Annotated in this window: 18 protein-coding genes; 5 read left to right on the top strand and 13 right to left on the bottom strand. The window is 32.5% G+C overall.

From position 1 onward, the window contains the following. The first annotated feature begins 3 nt into the window (after positions 1-3). Together N5B56_RS05605 and fucO are read left to right on the top strand one after the other, a co-directional pair. The gene (locus tag N5B56_RS05605; protein ID WP_260978547.1) at positions 4-1,512 is read left to right on the top strand and encodes a response regulator; all 1,509 of its coding nucleotides are present in this window, start codon (positions 4-6) and stop codon (positions 1,510-1,512) included. Between the two features lie 176 nt (positions 1,513-1,688). Further along, entirely contained in the window at positions 1,689-2,834 is a 1,146-nt protein-coding gene (gene fucO / locus N5B56_RS05600; RefSeq protein WP_260978546.1) for a lactaldehyde reductase, read from the top strand. Between the two features lie 176 nt (positions 2,835-3,010). On the opposite strand, the gene holA is transcribed toward fucO, so the two are convergent. The 11 genes from holA to argC all read right to left on the bottom strand — a co-directional run bounded on the left by holA (position 3,011) and on the right by argC (position 15,919). Beyond that, positions 3,011-4,009, bottom strand: coding sequence for a DNA polymerase III subunit delta (holA, locus tag N5B56_RS05595; protein WP_117909868.1), 999 nt, complete (start codon positions 4,007-4,009; stop codon positions 3,011-3,013). 262 nt (positions 4,010-4,271) lie between these two features. Continuing rightward, positions 4,272-6,644, bottom strand: coding sequence for a DNA internalization-related competence protein ComEC/Rec2 (locus N5B56_RS05590; protein WP_260978545.1), 2,373 nt, complete (start codon positions 6,642-6,644; stop codon positions 4,272-4,274). Positions 6,645-6,694: 50 nt separating this feature from the next. Further along, positions 6,695-7,618 carry a GerMN domain-containing protein gene (locus N5B56_RS05585; protein WP_260978544.1) on the bottom strand — a complete coding sequence of 308 codons (924 nt, stop codon included), beginning with the start codon at positions 7,616-7,618 and terminating at the stop codon, positions 6,695-6,697. Between the two features lie 25 nt (positions 7,619-7,643). Beyond that, on the bottom strand, positions 7,644-9,101 hold the full coding sequence (locus tag N5B56_RS05580; RefSeq protein ID WP_260978543.1) for a sensor histidine kinase: 1,458 nt from the start codon (positions 9,099-9,101) through the stop codon (positions 7,644-7,646). 4 nt (positions 9,102-9,105) lie between these two features. Then, positions 9,106-9,792, bottom strand: coding sequence for a response regulator transcription factor (locus N5B56_RS05575; protein WP_117909865.1), 687 nt, complete (start codon positions 9,790-9,792; stop codon positions 9,106-9,108). Positions 9,793-9,806: 14 nt separating this feature from the next. Further along, the gene (locus N5B56_RS05570) at positions 9,807-10,409 is read right to left on the bottom strand and encodes a helix-hairpin-helix domain-containing protein (RefSeq protein WP_260978542.1); all 603 of its coding nucleotides are present in this window, start codon (positions 10,407-10,409) and stop codon (positions 9,807-9,809) included. 130 nt (positions 10,410-10,539) lie between these two features. Next, on the bottom strand, positions 10,540-10,968 hold the full coding sequence (locus tag N5B56_RS05565; protein ID WP_022089372.1) for a DMT family transporter: 429 nt from the start codon (positions 10,966-10,968) through the stop codon (positions 10,540-10,542). Positions 10,969-11,013: 45 nt separating this feature from the next. Beyond that, complete coding sequence (locus N5B56_RS05560; RefSeq protein ID WP_178515927.1) at positions 11,014-12,198, bottom strand: aspartate aminotransferase family protein; 1,185 nt, start codon at positions 12,196-12,198, stop codon at positions 11,014-11,016. A gap of 93 nt (positions 12,199-12,291) precedes the next feature. Then, positions 12,292-13,206 (bottom strand): acetylglutamate kinase, encoded by a 915-nt coding sequence (argB, locus tag N5B56_RS05555; protein WP_117909864.1) that lies wholly within the window; start codon positions 13,204-13,206, stop codon positions 12,292-12,294. 51 nt (positions 13,207-13,257) lie between these two features. After that, positions 13,258-14,478 (bottom strand): bifunctional glutamate N-acetyltransferase/amino-acid acetyltransferase ArgJ, encoded by a 1,221-nt coding sequence (gene argJ, locus N5B56_RS05550; protein WP_118565235.1) that lies wholly within the window; start codon positions 14,476-14,478, stop codon positions 13,258-13,260. A gap of 400 nt (positions 14,479-14,878) precedes the next feature. Continuing rightward, positions 14,879-15,919: an N-acetyl-gamma-glutamyl-phosphate reductase gene (gene argC, locus N5B56_RS05545; RefSeq protein ID WP_260978541.1), complete on the bottom strand. Its 1,041-nt coding sequence runs from the start codon at positions 15,917-15,919 to the stop codon at positions 14,879-14,881. A 316-nt stretch (positions 15,920-16,235) separates the two neighbouring features. Here argC and N5B56_RS05540 point away from each other — a divergent pair, with 316 nt between their 5' ends. The 3 genes from N5B56_RS05540 (at position 16,236) to N5B56_RS05530 (ending at position 20,915) form a co-directional block, all read left to right on the top strand. Beyond that, entirely contained in the window at positions 16,236-17,462 is a 1,227-nt protein-coding gene (locus N5B56_RS05540) for an argininosuccinate synthase (RefSeq protein WP_022089377.1), read from the top strand. A gap of 187 nt (positions 17,463-17,649) precedes the next feature. Continuing rightward, on the top strand, positions 17,650-18,114 hold the full coding sequence (locus N5B56_RS05535) for a GtrA family protein (protein WP_117909862.1): 465 nt from the start codon (positions 17,650-17,652) through the stop codon (positions 18,112-18,114). A gap of 74 nt (positions 18,115-18,188) precedes the next feature. Continuing rightward, complete coding sequence (locus N5B56_RS05530; RefSeq protein ID WP_260978540.1) at positions 18,189-20,915, top strand: YfhO family protein; 2,727 nt, start codon at positions 18,189-18,191, stop codon at positions 20,913-20,915. A 334-nt stretch (positions 20,916-21,249) separates the two neighbouring features. Here the strand turns inward: N5B56_RS05530 and N5B56_RS05525 are convergent, their stop codons facing one another. Beyond that, on the bottom strand, positions 21,250-22,275 hold the full coding sequence (locus N5B56_RS05525; protein WP_022089380.1) for a peptidylprolyl isomerase: 1,026 nt from the start codon (positions 22,273-22,275) through the stop codon (positions 21,250-21,252). Positions 22,276-22,296: 21 nt separating this feature from the next. After that, positions 22,297-23,073, bottom strand: coding sequence for a Cof-type HAD-IIB family hydrolase (locus N5B56_RS05520; RefSeq protein ID WP_022089381.1), 777 nt, complete (start codon positions 23,071-23,073; stop codon positions 22,297-22,299). Between the last annotated feature and the right edge of the window lie 39 nt (positions 23,074-23,112).

The following is a 23,112-nucleotide window of genomic DNA, read 5'->3' as shown; positions in this document are numbered from 1 at the left end:
AGTATGATTTTTCACTTATTAATAGTAGACGATGAATCTATATTTAGAAAAGGCCTCTCTGAATATATAAATTGGGAGACATATGATTGTGTTGTTTCGGCAACAGCAAAGAACGGAACAGAGGCTATTGAAATAATCGAAAGTACTCCTATTGACATTGTAATAACTGATGTAAGAATGCCTTCTCTTGATGGTATCGGACTTGCTAAATACATTTATGAAAATCACCCTGAAATATCTGTTATCATACTTTCAGGATATTCAGAATTTGAATATGCACGTTCTGCAATTCAGTATAATGTTGCAGAATACCTGTTAAAACCGGCTGCAAAAACAGATGTAATAAATGCAGTTCAAAATGTTGCGAAAAAACTAATTGAATCTAAATCTTCTATTAGTAAAAGTGAGCAGGCATTTCTTAAGGATCAATTTTTTCAGGAACTTACAGACCACGTTGTACCTGATGATTCCTTAAACAAGCTATCGGACTTTGATATTAATTTAAACAATTATTATGTAGCTGCATTTCAATTACCGGACGATATGTCAATGGTTGGAACGTTAAAAGATATAATAATCGACAACAAGCTTAACAGTTATTGCTTTAGATATAACAATCTTATTATAAATGTATATTTTGATTATGAAAATGAAGATACATCAGCAATAATTGATAACTGCAACACAATCGTTTCTTCATTTAAAAAGTTTACATCATTAAATGTAAATGCGGGTATAAGCGGTTATCATCACAGTGCACGTGATTTTTCAACAGCTATTTCAGAGGCAATATTAGCGTTATCATTAAATTTTTATTCCTCTGCCCATGTTGTTGAATTCTCCAGTGATTACGTTGCAGGTAAAGAAACCTTTTCTGCGGATATTAATTTACTGCTACACGATTTTGAAAACTCAGTTATACAGTTAGATTTTAAATCTGCTTCAGATATTTTAGGCTCTATATTTAATAAACTTGAAAACAATTTTTCTGATGAAAATACTGTTAGAAGCATCTGCACTCAAATTTATCTTATTTGCTATAGAGTAATGCTTAAAAGTAATACTCTTCCTACAGAAGATGAATATATAAATAAAATAAATTCAGTTTCAGATTTCTTCCAGTTAAAAGAAACTGTCAGAAATCTTATAGATGATGTAAAAAAACAATTAACCCAGTCCTCTAAAAAATATAGTTCTTTCATAGAGGAAACAATTATATACATCAAAGAACATATTGCTGACGATTTGTCACTTGAGCTTATCGCACAAAATGTTCACACTAATGAATCCTATTTAAGCAGAACTTTCAAAAAAGAATGTGGTCATTCAATTGTAAGTTACATTACAATGCTTAGAATCAGTATGGCTAAGGATTTCTTAGCAAATACAAACCTTAAAACATTTGAAATATCTGATAAAATAGGAATTCATGACCCTGCATATTTTTCTGTTATTTTTAAGAAGAATACAGGTCTTAGCCCGAAGGACTATAGGAATCAATTCGTAAGATAATTATTAATACTTTAAGAACTAACATGTTATGTTATTAACATTAGTTATATATTAAGATGTCAGCGTCAAAAGGTTCAAGCCCACATGCGTTTGCTCATAAGTAGGTAAAAGATCTTAGAGCTCACCCTGACATCATATTAATTAACTTTTACAAAATATTGAAAGGAGATTTTAACATGGCAAACAGAATTATGTTAAACGAAACATCTTATCACGGTTCAGGTGCAATTAACGAAATTGCAACAGAAGCAAAGGCTCACGGATTCAAAAAGGCTTTTGTATGTTCAGATCCTGACTTAATCAAATTCAACGTTACATCTAAGGTTACAGATATCTTAGATAAAAACGACTTGGCTTATGAAATATATTCAGATATCAAAGCTAACCCAACAATCGAAAATGTACAGCATGGTGTTCAGGCTTTTAAAGATTCTAAAGCTGATTACATTATTGCAATTGGTGGTGGTTCTTCAATGGATACAGCAAAAGCAATCGGAATAATTATTGCAAATCCGGAATTTGAAGATGTAAGAAGTCTTGAAGGCGTAGCGCCTACTAAAAAGCCTTGTGTTCCTATTATTGCAGTACCTACTACTGCAGGAACAGCTGCTGAAGTTACAATTAATTATGTTATTACAGATATTGAAAGAAAACGTAAATTTGTATGCGTTGACCCACATGATATGCCAATTATCGCTATCGTAGATCCTGATATGATGTCTTCAATGCCAAAGGGACTTACAGCTTCTACCGGTATGGACGCCCTTACTCACGCCATCGAAGGTTACACAACAAAGGCTGCATGGGAAATGACAGATATGTTCCATTTAAAGGCTATTGAAATTATTAGCAAATCTCTTAGAGGCGCAGTTGAAAATACTAAGGAGGGTCGTGAAGGAATGGCTCTAGGTCAGTACATTGCCGGAATGGGATTTTCAAATGTAGGGCTTGGAATTGCTCACTCAATGGCTCATACTTTAGGTGCTGTTTATGACACTCCTCACGGTGTTGCATGTGCCATGATGCTCCCTATTGTTATGGAATATAATCAGAAATGTACCGGTGAGAAATATCGTGAAATTGCCCGTGCAATGGGTGTTAAAGGCGTTGATGAAATGTCAACTGATGAATACAGAAAAGCAGCAATTGATGCCGTTAAGCAATTGTCAACTGATGTAGGAATTCCTTCAAAGCTTGATGCAATCAAAGAAGATGATTTACCTTTCCTTGCTGAATCTGCTGCTGCAGATGCTTGCGCACCTGGAAATCCTAAAGATGCAAGTGTTGATGACTTTATAGAATTATTTAGAAAAATTATGTAAGAATATTTGAGAGTGTGAAATACTCTCTGTAAATCCGTATTTCTATTTAGTTTTATAAAACAAAATAAAAGTCGAAGCTTATTTCAAAAAGTTTCGGCTTTTATTCATATTATATACTCAGTCACAAGAAAGAGCATTGTGTTTTGATTTTAATCACTAACTCAATGCTCTTTTTGTTAAATTCGTTTCTTTTTTTCTTCTTTTTTACTATACTTAATTAACAGCATTTCTACTCCAATATTTTCATCCATAGCCCCTCTCTTTATAAGTTGCTCTGTTTTTATACTTTCAGCTAACCCGTCCTTAAGTTCTCTCATTTGAAAGTTTCTTGCCTGTTGTATGCTTTTCCCTGCTATAAACGCCTGAACTCCCATGGCTTTTGCCACATCATTTTTACCCATGCCCTGATTTGATAAATCTTTTGCCTGTAGCATAAGATTAAATTGTCTTGTAATCATATACAAAATACGCATCGGTGGTTCCTTAGCTGCTATGAGTTCATAATATGAATCAAGCGTCTTTTTCTGATTCTTTGTAGAAATGGCATCAATCATATCAAATATTTTGACAGACATCTGAGTTACGCATACTGCATCTATTGCATCTTTATCAACTACGTCTGTTTTCATACAATAACAGATTAACTTTTCTATCTCAGTGGACAATGTTTCCATATCCGTTCCTACTTTTTGAAGCAAATACATCATATTTGCTTTTGTTATACGTTTTCCTGCATTTGCAAATAATCTGGCAGCCCATACACTCAAATCACCTTCTGTCTGGCTTGTCATTTCGCAAATATATCCACTTGCCTTTACTGCTTTGTATAATTTACTTCTCTTATCTATATTGCTTTCTACAAACAACATAATTGTGCTTTCAGGAATTGACTTAACATATTCAGCAAGTTCATCTCCACCTGACTTAAACATCTCTGTGTCTTCAAGCACTACTAATCGATATTCAGCCATAAACGGCATTGTTTCAGCCACGTCGATAATTTCCTTTACATTAAGACCCTTTCCTTCATAAAAATTAGAATTCATGGTATCTCCACCATTTATTGCCTGAATAAGCTGATTTTTATAATTTTTAACAAGATACTCTTCTTCACCGCATAGCAAATAAACTCTTTTAAACTTTCCTGTCTTTATATCTTCTGATAATGTTTTCATTTTTATTTCTTATATCCTTATTACTTAATTAAATGCACAAATAATTTTAGCACAGAAATTCATTCCATTCATCTATTTTATTCTAATGTATCATATTTTTATTTTTTTACGGAAAAGATTTTCATTTTCTATAACATATTTATGCTTCACAAACAATTCTTCTAAATAGTCGGTTCATTTTACTTTGGATTATCGTATTATTACTGATAATATTTAGCAAATCTCTTTTTAACATTCGATTTCATTTTGCACATAAAATCTATCACTCCATCCTAAAGTCAATCTCGCCAATTAAATCTGTTCGCAATATTTCTGTATTATGCATATTTAATCTATCTATGGTTTCTATATGAGGATGTCCATAGCTATTTCCCTCACCGCATGAAATCACGCTGTATTTGGGACTGACCTTGCTTAACAGCTTTTCTGAAGAAGAAAACCTTGACCCATGGTGTGGAACCTTTAATACTGTATATTTTTGTGCCAAATTTTTTTCAATATTATTTTCTACCTCACTGCTTATATCTCCTGTTAAAAGCATTGAAAAATTTTTATACTTTACATCAAGTACAGTGCTGTTATCATTTCTGTCATCCATTTGATTTTTAATATCTGGATTTATGCATTTAATTTTTAATGGCCCTGCCTCTATTGAATCACCATTTTTCAAATAAAGCACCTCTACACCCATTGCATGGGCTAATTTCTCCATCTCCACATATTCATCGTCTTTATTTAAAAGCTTTGGCAATACTATATTTCTGACCTTTATTCCTCCGTTGTCTGACTGTTCTAAAAGCTCTCTTACCCCACTTACATGGTCATTATCAAGATGGCTGATTATTGCATAATCAATCGCCCTTATTCCTTTGTATTTAATAAACGGAATTATTCTGTACTTCCCTACATTTTTAACATCACTGCTTCCTCCGTCAACAGTTATAAAAGCATCATGTGTCCGAATCGCAATTCCATCTCCCTGCCCTACATCAAGAAAATTAACTTCAAATCCCGTAAATATATGCACAAATAAACTTATCGTTATTATTATGAAACTTCCAAAAACAAATGTAATTTTTTTAATGAAAATTTTTCTCTTTTTTGCTTTCTTACTCCTTTCATTTTCGACAATTTGGCCTGTTTTTGGAATTATCTTTTTGCTCTCTTTATCTTCATTTTTCTTTAAATATATTTTCATTACTATACACATGCCTGCAATTGTAAAATAATAAACTATAACCACAATTACATTAGGCTTACCACATATCACATTATAAAATGGAATATGCTCTACTATTGTACATAACAAACCATACATCTTTATAATCAGACACGCCGGCAAAATAGTTATCTTTCCAATAATTACAAACAAATATGAAGAATATAGTCCCACAAATCCACTCGCTATAACGATTCCCATTAATGGAACAATAATTAAATTTAGTAGTACTGAATACATTGGTATCTGATAATAATTCCAGGCTATAATAGGGTTCATAACAATAGTGATGCACAAGCTAAATCCAAATGCGCTCCACATTTTTCCTTTTATATCCATAAATTTTTCTGTTATTTTCCATACAAAATTTGCTCCTATTATTGCCGCAAATGACATTTGAAATCCACTGTTTATTATTACCATCGGATTACTGCATACAATAAGTAAAAATGCTAACGCTATCGCATTTATCCTATCATTTTTTCGTCCCAAAACTTCGCCGGCAATATTCATTATAAACATAATTGTTGCCCTTACTGTCGCCACCCCGAATCCGGTCATCATTGAAAATAACAAGATAATTGAAATTGAAAAAAACGCTGCCGGTATAAATTTAAGTTTCTTTCTAATTAATGAATACACAAACAAGCCGATTAATGAAATGTGTAACCCGGAAATTGCCAAAATATGTGAAATTCCATTCATTTGATATAGTGACTTAATATCGTCATTAATATCATTCTTATTACCAAGCAAAATTCCCTGTATAATCCCTCCGTTTTCCAGGTTACATATCTTAAAAACACCTACGTTATTATCATTGCAAATCTTTTTAAGTTGCCTTGTATAACTTTTCTTCAAATCATATAATCTCTGTTTTATAAGGTTTGTCTCATTAGAAGTTATCTCTACACTGCAATTTGCTATTTCTCCATACATTCCAAGAGACTGATAGTATTTGTCTGAATCAAAATTTCCTTTGTTTCGTGCTTTGTCAAATCTATTAATTATGCCTTTGCATTTAACATTGTTGCCGATAGATACAGATAACTCTTCTTTCGTTTCAAAAATCAAATTTACATCCTTTATTTTTTTCAAATTTCTTTTATTATTTTCTGCTAAATTCTCTATCGTTGTTTTTATTTTGTATCTAAATCCATATTTTGTGTCTGTTATCTGTAAAATTTCTCCATTAACAACGATTGTTTGTCCATTCATCTCATCTATTGATTTCTTTTTAGAAAGTTCTCCCTCAGTAATCAAATATCCAACAACCATAAAGCATAAACTTAATGTCATTAACATTACCTTTTCAATCTTTTGCTCCCTGTTTTTAAATAGTAGTAAAATAAATGAAAGCAAAACAAGCAGCACTGTTACAAATAACAATGCTGCCTGTGCATATATAGCTATCACCTCTCCAAGTACAAAAGCCAATGTTATTGTTAATATTGGTCTTTTAATAGCTATTCTCCTTCTTTTGTTTCATTTTCAATATAATCTAAGTTTCTAATGAAAGCGTTGTCTAACTTCACTCCTTTAAAACTTACATTTGTATCTCCATTTACCATTATCTGAACTTTATGAACATAGTTAAGTTCTGATAATGAATTTACTATGGAATATATTGCAAGTTCAGGAGAACCAACTATCTGTTCTGTCAGAAAATTTGAATTGAAATTTACATAACAGATATTATCAGTAGTCATAACGCTGATTAACTTTATATCTTTTGAAAAAATTCTATTGTATCCCTTTTCATCCGGACCTTCTATTAGTCTCTTTACAATAAATTCTTCTTTAGATTCTTCTCCTGTATAATTTTCCATAACATCACATTCTTTTAAATTAGAACTATCTTCATTTCCGTAATAGAGAATAAATCTTGTTGAAAATACAATGTTATTATCACTACCATAATTATCCACAAAATCAGTGGCCTGCATATTTCCTATAATAGTTCCATCTCTTCTTGTCAACGCACTGTCATTAACGGTAAATGCAACATAATCTACAGACTCAATCTGAGTTAAAGTAAGAACTACTGCTGCTCTTATTAACACTTCTTCATCCTTGCTGATTTCAAGATATTCCTCACTAAAATCCAATGTTAAAATTCCATCCAAAAGATTGTAACTGTTTACAATTACTTTTTTAGGAATGGCTTTACCGGTTAACTTCTTTATCATTTCATCTACCTGTTCTAAGGTATCTGAACTCTTTGTTTTATATTGTTCATTTTCAAGTTTATCTTTGTCCCGGCTAACATAAAAAATATAATTCCCATCATATTTTTTTGTGCTGCTATTTTTTGTTTTTCCACATCCTACCGCTGTAACCATAAGTACACACACAAGAATGCTGCATATTATTTTCTTATATCTGTTCATTTTATTAAACACCACGTTTCAATCTTTATTGTTCAATATACTTTAATGGAATACGAACTGTAAATGTAGTTCCTTCTCCCTCTTTACTATGAACTTTAACTGTACCTTCATGAAGCAATATAATATTTTTAGTTATTGACAAACCAAGTCCTGTGCCACCTGTTTCTCTTGCTCTTGCCTTATCAACTCTGAAAAATCTTTCAAAAATATGCTCCTGCTGGTCATCTTCGATTCCAATTCCTGAGTCTGCAACTTTGAGATAGAAATACTGATGATCTGCATTTAGCGATACTCTTACCCATCCGTCAGTCACATTATATTTAATGGCATTTTCAACTAAATTAGTTACAACCATGTTAAATTTGACTTCATCTACATCTGCCATTACAGGTCTGAAACTTTCAAGCACAACTTCAATATTTTTTACTTCTGCTATAGGTCTTAATCTCTTTAAAGTGCTTTCAACAAGTTCATTAATATTTACTGTTGAAATATTAAGTTTATCATTTCCACTGTCCATTCTTACCAGATTAAGCAAATCTGTTATTATATCATTTTCACGGTCAATTTCTTTTGCTATATCCGTCAAAAATTCCTGATACAATTCTTCCGGCACATTTTCCTGACCTACTAAAGAATCCGCAAGAACCTTCATTGAAGTTATTGGTGTCTTTAATTCATGGGATACATTTGAAACAAATTGCTGTCTTGACTCATCCTGCTTAGCAATTATTTCAACCATCTGGTTAAATTCCCTGATTATGTTTTTAACTTCCGTCTCACCTTTTTCTTCAATATTCGCCTTCAAATTTCCGGTTGAAATACGTTCAATAGACTCTTCTATACTCTTAATAGGCTTAACTAATATTCTTGAACAAATCCATGACATTATCAATGCAAATACTCCCAAGAGTAAATCAATAACAACTATGTAGTTAAGTATTGTGTAATAAAATTCCTTAAATGCTGTTGTTGAATATCTTGTATACATTGCTCCAAGTATTTTAGTCTGACTGTTACCATTTACATCTGTAACAGTAGACATTATGGGCAGTACATATTCAACATATTCCTGCTCCTCATAATAATTATATACTTCATCACCTGTCATTGCCTTTATAACACTTGAAGAAATATTTGTTTTTCCTTCGTCTGAATTATATGTGTCCTTTATTATAATATAGTCACTATTTATAACTTCAACTCTTCCTTCAAATCCTGTAGCAAGTTGCGACATTTCTGCCTCAGCAATTTCAGAATCCTGGTTGTCCATATAATTTTCGCTTAATATACAGTTTCTAAGTATATAATTTTGTGTTTTAAATTTTTCAAATCTTTGTTTTGAATAGTTATTGACCGCCATCTTTCCAATTAAAAAATTCGAGCCAATAACCGGTATTATAATCGCAATAAATGTTATTACAAATACTTTAAATCTCATACTTGTAATAACATTTATAAATTTATCTACTATCTTCTTCATTTATTTAACCCTGGAAAAAGTATCCCATTCCCCATTTTGTATGTACGTACTGTGGCTGGGCAGGATTTTTTTCTATTTTTTCTCTTAATCTTCTAACATGAACATCTACTGTTCTTGCATCTCCCGGGAAATGAGTTCCCCATACCAATCTTAACAATTCATCTCTGCTGTAAACTTTTCCAACATTTGTCGCTAAAAGTCCTAACAAATCAAATTCTTTTGACGTTACATTTATTTCTTTTCCTTCGATAAATAATCTCTTATCTTCTAAATCAAGCTTCATATCACCACTTACAATAACCTTTGGCTTTTCCACAGCCTTAGGTGCCTTCTTCGTATTTCTTCGGTTTATTGCTTTGATTCTGGCCTTAACTTCTAAAATATTAAAAGGTTTTGTGATATAATCATCTGCACCGTATTCAAGTCCTAATATTTTGTCCATATCATCGCCTTTAGCCGTAAGCATAATTATTGGAACATCTGAAAATTCACGCACCTGTTGGCACACTTCATACCCGTCAAATATCGGAAGCATTAAATCAAGTAAAACCATATCATATATATTCTCTCTGATTTTCTCTATAGCTTCTCCACCATCATATGCACAATCAACATCCATTCCGTCCTGTTCAAGACTAAATTTGATTCCTTTAACAATTAATTTCTCATCATCTACCACTAAAACCTTCATTTATACCTCTTCTTCTATTTTACAGTTATATCATTTTGTATATTTTCAAAAGTAGAATCTCCAATTCCTGACACATTCTTTATGTCTTCTATTGTCTGAAACTTTCCATTCTTCTCCCTGTATTCTATTATAGCCTTAGCCCTTGTTTCACCTACTCCTGAAAGACTCTGTAGTTCTTCAGGTGTCGCTGTATTAATATTTATCAAAGCATTATCACTATCTGTATTCTGCACAATATCAGTGTCCTGCTCCTGACTTTTCTTATATTCTTTCTTAGACAATATATGAATCTGTTGTCCATCATATACTGTCTCTGCAAGATTTAAATATTCTTTCTGGGCATTTTTTGTCATGCCCCCTGCTAACTCTATTGCCTGATATAATCTTGCTTCATTTTCTAATTTATAAACACCCGGGCTTTCAACTTCTCCACTTAAATATACATAAATATGATTTTTATTTTCTGTATATTCATAACTCTCTTCAATTGTTTCTTCGTTAATCATTATTTCCTTAGAATCATCGCATCCCGTTAAAATAATACCTGCACATATCATCAACACTACAATGCTTACATTCTTTGTAAAATAACTTAATTTATTTAATATTTTGTACATTTTTCCTCCTTTTTACGGAGTTTCCCTTAAACGTACACAATAATAATACCTAATAAAATTTCAAATCGCAATATCCAAATACCTGATTTTATTGATTTTATTTAATATTAATCTACTTTATATGCTAACTTTATTTTTTAAATATAAATATACCCACAACGGCTAAAACAACTCCCACTAATTTACTCCACTCAAAAGGTACCTTTTCCACTCCAAATATTCCAAAAACTTCTATCAGATATGCAACAACAATCTGAGAAATAACAATTATCAGTACAGCCTGCGCCGGGCCAAGATTATCCATACTTTTAATTACTGTCCATGTAATTACTGCCCCTATAGTTCCACCAAGAAGCATGTATTTATGTTCTACATTAAATATTGCAGTCATACTTTCCCTGCCTGTTACAAACCATGCAATTATGCAGACAATTAAAGCTGTAAACTGTACCCAGCTGTTTGCGACCCACATACTTGAACTTTCCGTTACTTTCGTATTAAAAACTCCCTGAATACTCATTAGAGCTCCTGAAATTAATGCAATAATAAAACCCCACATAATACTTTCCTCCCTTTTGAAGTATTATGTGAGGTTTTGAAATTTTTATACTAATGACTTTCTTAATATTTCTATCATTTCATCAACATTTTCTTTTGTTATCGTAAGTGGTGGTACCATTCTTAATACATCGCTTCCGGCTGAAATTACTAATAAACCATTTTCAATAGCCTTATTAACTGTATCTCCTACAGGTGTTGTAAGGACAAGTCCCTGCATAAATCCTTTTCCTCTTCTTGCAGTTACATTGTCAAAATCTTTAACTATTTCATCCAATTTTTCTTCCAAATATGGAGCAACTTCATTTACATTTTCTACGATTTTTTCTTCTTTAAATAAATCAAATACCGTAGAAACTGCTGCAGTAGCTAATGGATTTCCACCATATGTAGTTCCGTGATCTCCCGGTACTAGCGAGTTACATGTTTTTTCTCCTGCAACAAATGCTCCAACAGGAACACCACAACCTAATGCTTTTGCTACTGTAACGATGTCCGGTTTTATTCCATAATGTTCATAAGCAAACATTTTGCCTGTTCGTCCCATTCCACATTGAATTTCATCACAAATCATTATTATATCATTTTCATCACAAAGCTTTCTTATTCCTTTGATAAATTCTTCATCTGCAGGATATATTCCACCTTCGCCCTGAAGTGTTTCTAAAACAATCGCGCATGTTTTATCAGTTATTAATGACTCAACGCTTTCAAGATTGTTGTACTCAGCAAATTTTATTCCATCAATCATAGGTCCAAATGGTTCCTGATAATGTGCATTTCCTGTAACTGCCAACGCTCCTAATGTTCTTCCGTGAAAAGAATGGTTCATAGCTATAATTTCATGATTTGCATGACCGTCCCTGTCATACGCATATCTTTTAGCCATTTTTATAGCACCTTCAATTGCCTCTGTTCCACTATTTGTGAAAAACACTTTTTTAAGACCTGTTGCCTCAACAACTTTTTGTGCTGCTTCAATTGCCGGTACATTGTAATATAAATTAGAAGTGTGTATTACCTTGTCAATCTGCGCTTTCAATGCATCATTATATTTTTTATTATTATATCCTAATGCAAATACAGCAATTCCTGCTGCAAAGTCCAAATATTTCTTTCCATTTACATCATACAAATATACTCCGTCGCCTTTTTCTATTACAATTTTAAATCTGTTGTATGTATGTACTAAAAATTGCTCTGCTTTATCCATATATTCCTGAGCTGTCATTTCATTTCTCCTTGTATAAATATATTGCCACATCCTTTGATTGTTGGCTAATTATAGGAAATATTTATAGAAAAACTCTCTTCATTTTGTTTTCTATTCATTCCCAAATTTTTCCTGGTCATCTGCTAAAATAGCTGTTCCGATACCTTTATTTGTAAATATTTCAAGTAATAAGCAGTGTGGAATTCTTCCATCTAAAATATGTACTCGTGAAACGCCATTGTTAATAGCATTTATACAGTTATTAATCTTAGGAAGCATTCCTCCCTGAATAGTTCCATCCTCAATCAAATTTTTTGCTTCAGATACTGTCATTTCAGAAATAACTGTATTTGGATCATCCTTATCCATATAAACACCTTCTGTATCTGTAAGGAATGCCAATTTTTCTGCATTTACTGCTTCTGCGATTGCACTTGCAGCATCATCAGCATTAATATTATATCCGTGGAAATCTTCATCCAATCCTATCGGACATACAATAGGAAGGAAATCCTTTTCTATCAAATCTAAAAGGATATCCGGATTTACCTTTGTTACTTCTCCTACATATCCAATATCTTCACCCTGTGAATATTTCTTTTTAACATTAAGCATGCCACCGTCTTTACCACTTATTCCGATTGCTTTTACGCCAAGCTGTTCCACAATCTGAACAAGTTGTTTATTTACTTTATTAAGGACCATTTCCGCAACTTCTAATGTATCTTCATCTGTTACTCTTAATCCGTTTATGAATTTTGGCTCCATTCCAAGCTTATTAACAAAACCGCTTATTGCTTTACCTCCACCATGAACGATGATTGGCTTAAATCCTACTAATTTCAAAAGAGTAATATCCTGTATTACACTCTGCATAAAGTTTTCATCAAGCATAGCACTTCCGCCGTATTTAATAACAATAATTTTTCTGCTAAATCTCTGAATATAAGGTAACGCTTCAATTAATACATTTCCTTTTTCAATCCATTTTTCCATCTCAAGTTCTTTTGATCCCTTCATAATCATGGCCTGCCTATCCTTCTTTCTCTATTCCTTTTTTTATTATTAATTGCTTTTTTAACTTCTGTAATCTGCATTAATTGATACATATTCATGAGTCAAATCACATCCCCATGCTGTTGCTTCACAATCTCCCATTTTCACATCAGCAATTGTTGTAACTTCAGGCTCTGACAAAATCTTTGTAGCCATCTTTTCACTGTAATCTGTTGCTCTACCATTTTCAACTATTTTTAATTTTCCAACTTTGCTTTCAAAATAAATATCTACACTATCAGGATTAAATTTAGCTGTTGAATATCCCATTGCGCATAAGATTCTTCCCCAGTTTGCATCATGTCCGTAAATTGCTGCTTTTACAAGACTTGATGTAACTACAGATTTCGCTAATGTAACTGCCTGTTCTTTTGATTCGCAGTTAATCATTTTTACTTCTAAAAGAGCTGTTGCCCCTTCACCGTCTCCTGCAATCTTCTTTGATAAAGTTACTGTTACTTCATGTAATGCTTCTACAAATTTATAATAGTCTTTGTTCTTTTCAGTAATCTTTTTATTTTCTGCTAATCCATTTGCAAGTAATAATACTGTATCGTTTGTGGATGTATCTCCATCTACAGAAATCATGTTAAATGTATCTTTTATATCATTACTTAATGCTTCATATAATAAATCTTTTGAAATGTTAACATCGGTTGTAATAAATCCTAACATTGTACACATATTTGGATGAATCATTCCTGATCCTTTACACATACCACCAATTGTAACCTTCTTGCCACCTATCATTAATTCAACTGCTACTTCTTTTGGTACTGTATCTGTTGTCATTATTGCTTCCGCTGCCAAATGTCCACCATCTAAACTTGCATCTAATGTAGGTACGAGCATTCCTATTCCGTTTACAATTTTATCCATAGGAAGTTGAGCTCCTATTACACCTGTAGATGCAACTAATACGCTTTCCTTGTCAATCCCAAGCATTGCTGCTGTTTCCTGTGCCATTTCTTCACAGTATTTCATGCCTTCTTCACCTGTGCATGCATTAGCTACTCCGCTGTTACATACAACTGCCTGTGAAAATTCGTTTTCATATATCATTTTCTGATCCCATTTTACGGGAGCTGCTTTTACCTGATTTGTTGTAAATGTTCCTGCTGCTGTACAAGGTACAACACTGTATATCATTGCCATGTCTTTTTTATCTTTTTTTATTCCTGCGTTTAAGCCCATTGCTGAAAAGCCCTGTGGTGCTGTTACGCCGCCTTTTATTTTCTTCATTATATTGCCTCCAAATTTTACATCTGCTTCGCAGATTCCATCTCGCTGTGTTTACATTTGTGATTCCCTGACTTTCGCCATTCTTTTCACATCGTCTCTTCGTTCCGATGTACAACACGGCTTTCGCCGTGCTTCTCTAACCATACAAAACATATTGTTTGCAAGCTAGCTTGCCCAATATGTTTCCATATTCAGCTCGATTCCAGTTGCTTTGCAACTTTCATCTCGCTGTGTTTACATTTGTGATTCCCTGACTTTCGCCATTCTTTTCACATCGTCTCTTCGTTCCGATGTGCAACACGGCTTTCGCCGTGCTTCTCTAACCATACAAAACATATTGTTTGCAAGCTAGCTTGCCCAATATGTTTTGTATGGTTAGTAGAATGGCGATAAGTTGTACTTATGGGAACATTGGTACTTGTTGTAAGCCTTCGTTTTCCGGTAATCCAAATATTATATTCATGTTTTGGACTGCCTGGCCTGCTGCTCCTTTTATGAGGTTGTCAAGGGCTCCCATCATTATGATTCGTCCTGTTCTTTCATCTATTTTGAAGCTTACATCTACATAATTGCTTCCTTCTACCCATCTTGTTTCAGGTGGTGTTTCGTTTTCTAATACTCTTATAAACTGTTCTTTTTTATAATATTTATCGTAAACTGCTTTTACTTCTTCATATGTAACTTCTTTTTTGAGATTTGCGTATGCAGTTACTAATATTCCTCTCTGCATTGGTACTAAGTGTGGTGTGAAGTTTATAAGCACTTCTTCGCCTGCAGCATATCCTAACTGCTCTTCTATTTCAGGTGTGTGTCTGTGTGTTCCTACACCATAAGCTTTTATGTTTTCATTTACTTCGCAAAATAAGTTTGGAACTTTTGCTCCTCTTCCTGCTCCTGACGTTCCTGATTTAGCATCTATAATAATTGATTTTGGATCAATTAATCCTTCTTTTACCATAGGATATATTGACAAAATGCTACATGTAGTGTAACATCCCGGATTTGCAATCAATCTTGCTTTCTTTGTCTTTTCCCTATTTATTTCACATAATCCATAAACAGCTTCATCTATAAATTCAGGACTTTTGTGTTCTATCTTGTACCATTTTTCATAAGTAGCAACATCCTTAATTCGGAAGTCTGCACTTAAATCTATAATCTTTACCTTATTTAATATTTCTTCATTAACTAATGATGAACATAATCCCTGTGGTGTTGCTGTAAATATTACATCTACTTTATCTGCCAACTCTTCTATATTGTCATCCAGACATTTTTCATCAACTATCTCAAACATATTCGCAAATACGTCTGCATACTTCTTATCTATATAGCTTCTTGAGCCATACCATACAACCTCTGCATCTTTATGCTGCTGAAGCAATCTTACTATTTCTACTCCCGCATATCCTGTAGCACCTATGATTCCTACTTTTATCATAACAGCCTCCTCTATTTATTCGGTAAAAAACTAACTAAATTCTATAATTACCTATTTAATTGCCGTAACTTTTATTTTAATCCTTTCCTTTATATATGTCAAAGATTGGTTACTGTAATCCTATCTTTTCTTATTAAAGATATAAATTTATTAATTTCTCTTTCTTTTGTCCGTGGTTCAGTATACATCTTTTATGCATATTATGCAATATATTCTTTAAATTTTGCATAAAATAGCTCATTTTTAATTTTATCTTGCATTTTATACATCATTGTTGTATAGTATCAGATAGTAAAAATATTAATGGAGGAATCACATGAAAGAGAAAGTTGTTTTAGCATACTCAGGTGGACTTGATACTACTGCTATCATCCCTTGGTTAAAAGAAAATTATAATTATGATGTAGTTTGCTGTTGTGTAGACTGTGGACAGGGTGAAGAATTAGATGGTCTTGAAGAAAGAGCCAAATATTCAGGCGCTACTAAATTATATATAGAAGACATTACAGATGAATTTTGCGATGACTATATTGTTCCTTGCGTTCAGGCTGACGCCGTATATGAAAACAAGTACTTATTAGGTACTTCAATGGCTCGTCCGGGCATTGCAAAAAGATTAGTTGAAATTGCAAGAAAAGAAGGTGCAGTTGCTATTTGCCACGGTGCTACAGGTAAAGGTAATGACCAGATTCGTTTCGAGCTTAGTATCAAAGCTTTAGCTCCTGACATTAAGATTATTGCTCCTTGGAGAGATGATAAGTGGAAAATGGATTCACGTGAAGCTGAAATTGAATATTGTAAAGCTCATGGAATTGACCTTCCATTTGGTACAGATCAAAGTTACAGCCGTGACAGAAACTTATGGCACATCAGCCATGAAGGCTTAGAATTAGAAGATCCTGCAAATGAACCAAACTATGAACATCTTTTAGTTTTAGGTGTTTCTCCTGAAAAGGCACCTGATGAACCTGAATATGTTACAATGACATTTGAAAAGGGTGTTCCTACTTCAGTTAACGGAAAGCAGATGAAAGTTTCTGACATCATTCGTGAATTAAACCGTCTTGGTGGAAAGCACGGAATTGGAATTATCGATATCGTTGAAAACCGTGTAGTTGGTATGAAATCACGTGGTGTTTATGAAACTCCAGGTGGAACAATTCTTATGGAAGCTCACAGACAGCTTGAAGAATTAGTTCTTGACCGTGCTACAATGGAAACAAAGAAAGATATGGGCAACAAGTTAGCTCAGATTGTATACGAAGGAAAATGGTTTACTCCTCTTCGTGAAGCAGTTCAGGCATTTGTTGAATCAACTCAGGAATATGTTACAGGTGAAGTTAAATTCAAACTTTACAAAGGAAACATTATTAAAGCCGGAACAACTTCTCCATATTCATTATATAATGAAAGTCTTGCATCATTTACAACAGGTGATTTATATGACCATCATGACGCTGACGGATTCATTACTTTATTTGGCTTACCATTAAAAGTAAGAGCTATGAAAATGCAGGAATTAGAAAAAAATAACAATAAATAATTAATTAAAATTTAAAAGCCTGACTGTCAATTGATTGTCAGGCTTTTTGTCTTTCCTTTTTTTACATTTTATAGTAAAATGGTCTTTGTGTTTAATTATTATCATTGTTAGTTATTACGATGATTTTATTACTTTTTACCAATCACCCGATTTTACAGATAAAAGATAATAAAAAGGATAATAAATTATGAAAGTAAAAGATTCAATTATTGTTATCCGCAAGGCTATTTTGTGCCATATAAAAAATCCTGAAATAAGGCAGTTTCTATATGGTCTTTTAAGTTATGAAATGATATCATACATCTTTTTTGGCGTATTTACAGCTATTATAGATTATTGCGTTTATGCATTTTTGTCTGTTCTTGGAATGAACGTTATGTTTTCAAATGCATTGTCATGGTTATGTGCCGTGATATTTTCATTCTCGACTAACAGACGATGGGTTTTTAAAATGGGTTTTGATAATATTAAGGATGTTTTACATTCCTTTAATAAATTTGTGTGTGCAAGATTTGCCACCCTTATCATGACTGAAGTAATGTTATTAATAGCACAGCTTGCGGCTTTCAATATATATCGTACTAAGATATTTGCCATGATTTTAACGGTAATTATCAATTACATAATAAGTAAATTATTTATTTTTAAGTAAAGCGGACTTATATTTATATCGGTTCGTGTTTACATTAATATATAATGAATTGAGGATGTTTAAGGAGAATAAAAATGAACAAGAAAAATTTTTCAATCTCAAAATGGTTCGATGAAAACAAGTTATATTTGCTTGCTTTTATTTTGCCTGTAATTTCAATGTTATTTGTTTACTACTTTAAGGATGTCTATCCTTTTGGAGACCAAATGTACCTTCGTAGTGACTGTTATCATCAGTATGCACCTTACTTAGATATTTTAAAAGAAAAATTATCTTCCGGTGGCAGCCTTCTTTATACCTGGGAAATTGGTGGTGGTATGAACTTTGTAGCTCTTGCGGCTTACTATCTTGCAAGTCCGTTCAATCTCTTAGTTTTATTTTTACCGGGAACAATTTCAGATGCAGTAAGTTTCTTTATTGTTGCTAAAATGGGACTTGCCGGTTTTTCAGCTGCATACTATCTTTCAAAAAGATTTGGTAATAAAGACTTAATCGTTGTGATATTTAGTATGCTTTATGCTTTATCAGCATATTTTGCAGCTTTTAGCTGGAACATTATGTGGCTTGACTGTATGTTCCTTCTTCCATTTATTATGCTTGGACTTGAAAGACTTGTTAATGAAGGAAAATGTAAAATGTACTGCATTTCTCTTGCTTTAACAATTTTTTCTAATTACTATATAGCAATTATGTTATGTATTTACAGTGTTTTATACTTCATTTACTTATCATTAGTTCGTAATTTTGATGAAGAAATAAATAAAGTTAAATCTCACCTTATTGCAATTAAAGATTTTGCTTTATATTCATTATTAGCAGGTGGACTTGCAGCATGCGTTGTTCTTCCTGAATATTTTAACCTTTTAACAACAAAATCTGCTGACTCAAGTTTTCCTGAAAAACTTGAAGAATATTTTTCAGTATTATATATGTTATTCAGATCGTTATTTGCAATTCCAGTTGCAGATTTAAAGTATCCACATGACCCTAATATCTACTGTTCTATCATAGTATTTATTTTGGTTCCATTATTTGTAATCTGCAAAAAAATTAATATCAAAGAGCGAATTGGTAAAACAGCTTTAGCTTTAATTTTCCTTTTAAGCTTTAGTTTTAATATTCCAAACTACATATGGCATGGATTCCATTTTCCAAACAGCCTTCCATGTAGAGAATCATTTATTTACATTTTTCTTATTGTAACTATGGCATATGAAGCATTTTTACATATAAGAGAAATAAATGGAAAACATTTAGTCGCTACTTTTGCAGGCTCTGCTTTATTAATTCTTGTATTAGAAGAATTGTTCAAGAATGCTGACTTTTTCAGTGATTTAGTAATAACAACAGACATTACAAAAATAATTTACACAAGTTTATTATTCCTTGTTATTTACGTTGTACTTATTGCATTGTATAAATATCATGAGAATTTTAAATTCCTTATTTCATATTTATTAACAATAGTTGTATTTATAGAATTAACTCTTAACTTCAACGTTACAGGTATTCCAAGTACTTCTAACAGGGATGCTTATGTTGAAAGTAACGAAGCCTTCAAGCAGTTAAATGAAGCTGCAAAGAAAGATGCTGACGCTGATGGAGTTAAGTTCTATAGAAGCGAACAGTTATCACATAGAACACGTAATGATGGAGCATTGTTCAAATACAATAGTATTTCTACTTTCTCATCTGTATCATCCGCAGCTATTCAGGATTACTTTACTTCTATCGGATTACAGACATCATTTAACGCTTATTCATCATATGGAATTACTCCACTTACAGCAGCTTTATTCTCATTAAGATATGAATACTCTACCGGTGATACTTCTTTCCCAACAGAGAGTTCACTTTTATCATCAGCAAGTTATATGGCTGATGGAAATAATCAGACAACACTTAATATTTATAAATATGAAAAGAGTCTTCCTCTTGGATTTGTAATTAACTCAAGTACAATGTCTGAATGGGATTTATCAGGTAGTGACCCATTTACAATTCAAAACAGTTTTGTAACTACAGCTATTAGCGGTGGCAGTACAATATTCCATAAAATTCAGTCAGACAGTACAGCTTCATTTACTGCAGAATTTGCTCCAAGCGACGGAACAGATAATAATATTCCAACTGTCACACCGTCAAGTTTGGATGTATATTTCTACTGTCCTACATCTGCTGAAACTTTAAATGCCAATATTACTACACCTGATGGTGTTACAACATCACAATCTTTCTCATCAACTCAGCAGAATTATATCTGCCATATCGGTACCGTTGAGAAAGGAAGCACAATTACAATTACAGCCGGAGATGGTTCTGCAATTTCCGAATGCTATGGTTATGCTTTTGACAGTGATGCATGGGCTGTTGATTATGAATTATTAAATTCTCAGCCATACACTATCGAATCATTTAAAGATACTAAAATTGAAGGTTCTGTAACTGCTGCATCAAGCGGATTACTTTACACTTCAATCCCATATGACAAAGGTTGGTCAGTATATGTTGACGGGAACAAAGTAAAACCTATTGCTATATGTTCCGGCTCATTAATGGGTGTTTATGTATCACAGGGAACACACTCCGTTACATTTAAATATACACCTAGTGGATTTGTTTACGGAATACTTATTTCACTTGTATCATTGTTAATTCTTTTAGCTCTTATATTTAAGAAAAAATTAATTGCATTAATAAAAAAAGATGATATAAACAACAATGGTAACAAGAACAAAAAAGAAGATGCCCAAAAGATGAAAAATGAAAATATAAGTAAAAACAACAATAAAAACAATTAGGAAGAAATAACTTCTCAAGACAATGTTACAGATAATAATCCTAAAGTTCCTGAGCATTAGTCAAATAAAAGATTTATGAATTAGAATTAATAATAAGCATAGATATGAATATATACTAATACGAATATATATCAATGTATTATATTTCATTCATAACAATATAAAAAAAGAACTGAAAATGATATTTTGTCTGCTTGACATTAACGTATCATTTTCAGTTCTTTTTTTATTATTAAATTAAATATATGTTGGGTCAAAAACCCCAGTTTGGATACTTACGGATTTTTTGTGTCATGTACACTCACAATCCCAATCTTAAATAATTCAAATTATATTATTCAGCTGCAATAGTATCAAACACATCCATTATATTTGTGCTAACCATATTTTCTCCATCAGGAAGTGCTATATCATCCCATGCAGATGTATTAAAATCACTCTTTACGTCGCTGATATAATTGTCATATACCTTACTAAATGCAGAATTCTTAGTACTTTCAATAATTGCACTCTTATTCTGTGCTGTCTCATCTTTTAAATAACTGTTTTCACAATATACCAGATATAATCCGTCATCCTGAGTAATTATTGAACTCATTTCTTCATTTGCTAAATCAAATGCGGCAATTTCATAATCCTGTGTTGCCTCATTTTTCTTTATTGTTTTTGTTACTAATTCATCATCACTATACTGCTTTGCTTCTTTTGCAAATGTCTGATATCCACCATTAACAAGACTTATTACTTCCTCTAACTGTTTAGTTGCTTTATTTGTTTTCGTCTTTGTAGTATCGATATGAATATACTGAACTTTAATTACTCTGGCTTCTTCATCGCTTATCTCTTCTCCTACATTAGCTGTCAATGTATTATAAGCTTTCTTTGCCTTGTAATAATTTGTAAATAATGTTTCAACTGTCTCTTCTGTTGCCGTTGTATAATCCTTTTCTTCATCTGTAAGACTATTATAATACTCTTTTGCTGCTGCAGCTATTGAAGTCTTTTCTGCATCATCTATTGTTACATTATTCTTATCAGCTAAAGCTGCCATTGTGTATGTGATTGATATATCATTCTTTACTTCGTCTTTTACAAAATCACCAAGTGTAGTCTTCTCAAGTTTCTGGCTCCAGTCAACAATTCCTCCAAAGTCATTTTTGTATTTATTTGCACTGTTAAGTATTATTAATTTTGCTTCCGACACCGAGCATATTAATTTGTCTACTACAAATGCCTCATCACTTTTAAGTCCAAACAAATCTCCGACTACAGGAGTATCGCTTTTTAAACCACATCCACTAAGAACTGTTGTTGCCATTACCATACTAATGCCTAAGGCAATAACTTTTTTCTTTATCATAACTGATACCCTACCTTTCAATTACATTCTCAAAATATCTTCTAATATAGAGTCAACATCAGGAGTTATATGCTTTGCACACTTTCTTATATCTGAAGGAGAATGTTGCATTGCATAACTATAATAAGAACGTTCAAACATTTCAACATCATTATAATTATCTCCAAATGTTACTGTATCTTCTGAAGTAACTTCGAATATATGCTGTACAACTGCAAGTGCATTTCCCTTATTCACATATTCATCAGTTAAATCTACCCAATTATTGCCTGATATGGCGATTTTTATTTTATCACCCCATCTGTCAACTATTGATTCATAAAATTCCTCTGTAAGTCCATATTTTGCATATATGGAGATTTTTGTAATAGGTTCTTTAACTTCCTTAAAGTCCTTTACATTTTCTGTGGAAAATCCATGCTCTGCAAGATATCTTGTAAAATCAGTATCATATGTGCTTACATAAGATCCTGTTTCTCCTGCTAAAAGAACTCTGCAGTCTCTTTTCTTCTGCATTTCATTCATTATTGTTACGCTAAGCATTTTATCTATAGGTGTCTTACATAAGACTTTCCCCTGATACATAACAACTCCACCATTATTAGTGATATAAATAATGTCATTTTTTATCTTTCCAAAAAGGGGTCTGATAGCATCATAGTCTCTCCCTGATGCTACCGCAAACAAAACTCCTTTTTCCTTTAATTCACCCAAAAGAGACAATGTTTTCTCACTTATTCTTGTCTCCCCCGGTTTTATTAATGTTCCATCTACATCGCTTACAACTAACTTTATCATTGTTTTCTCTTTCAATTCCTTTTAATTTATTACTACATA

Origin of the sequence: Eubacterium album (genome assembly GCF_025336545.1) — a bacterium.
Taxonomy (GTDB): Bacteria; Bacillota; Clostridia; order Lachnospirales; family Lachnospiraceae; genus Eubacterium_U; species Eubacterium_U album.
This window is presented reverse-complemented; position numbering and strand designations above follow the sequence as displayed.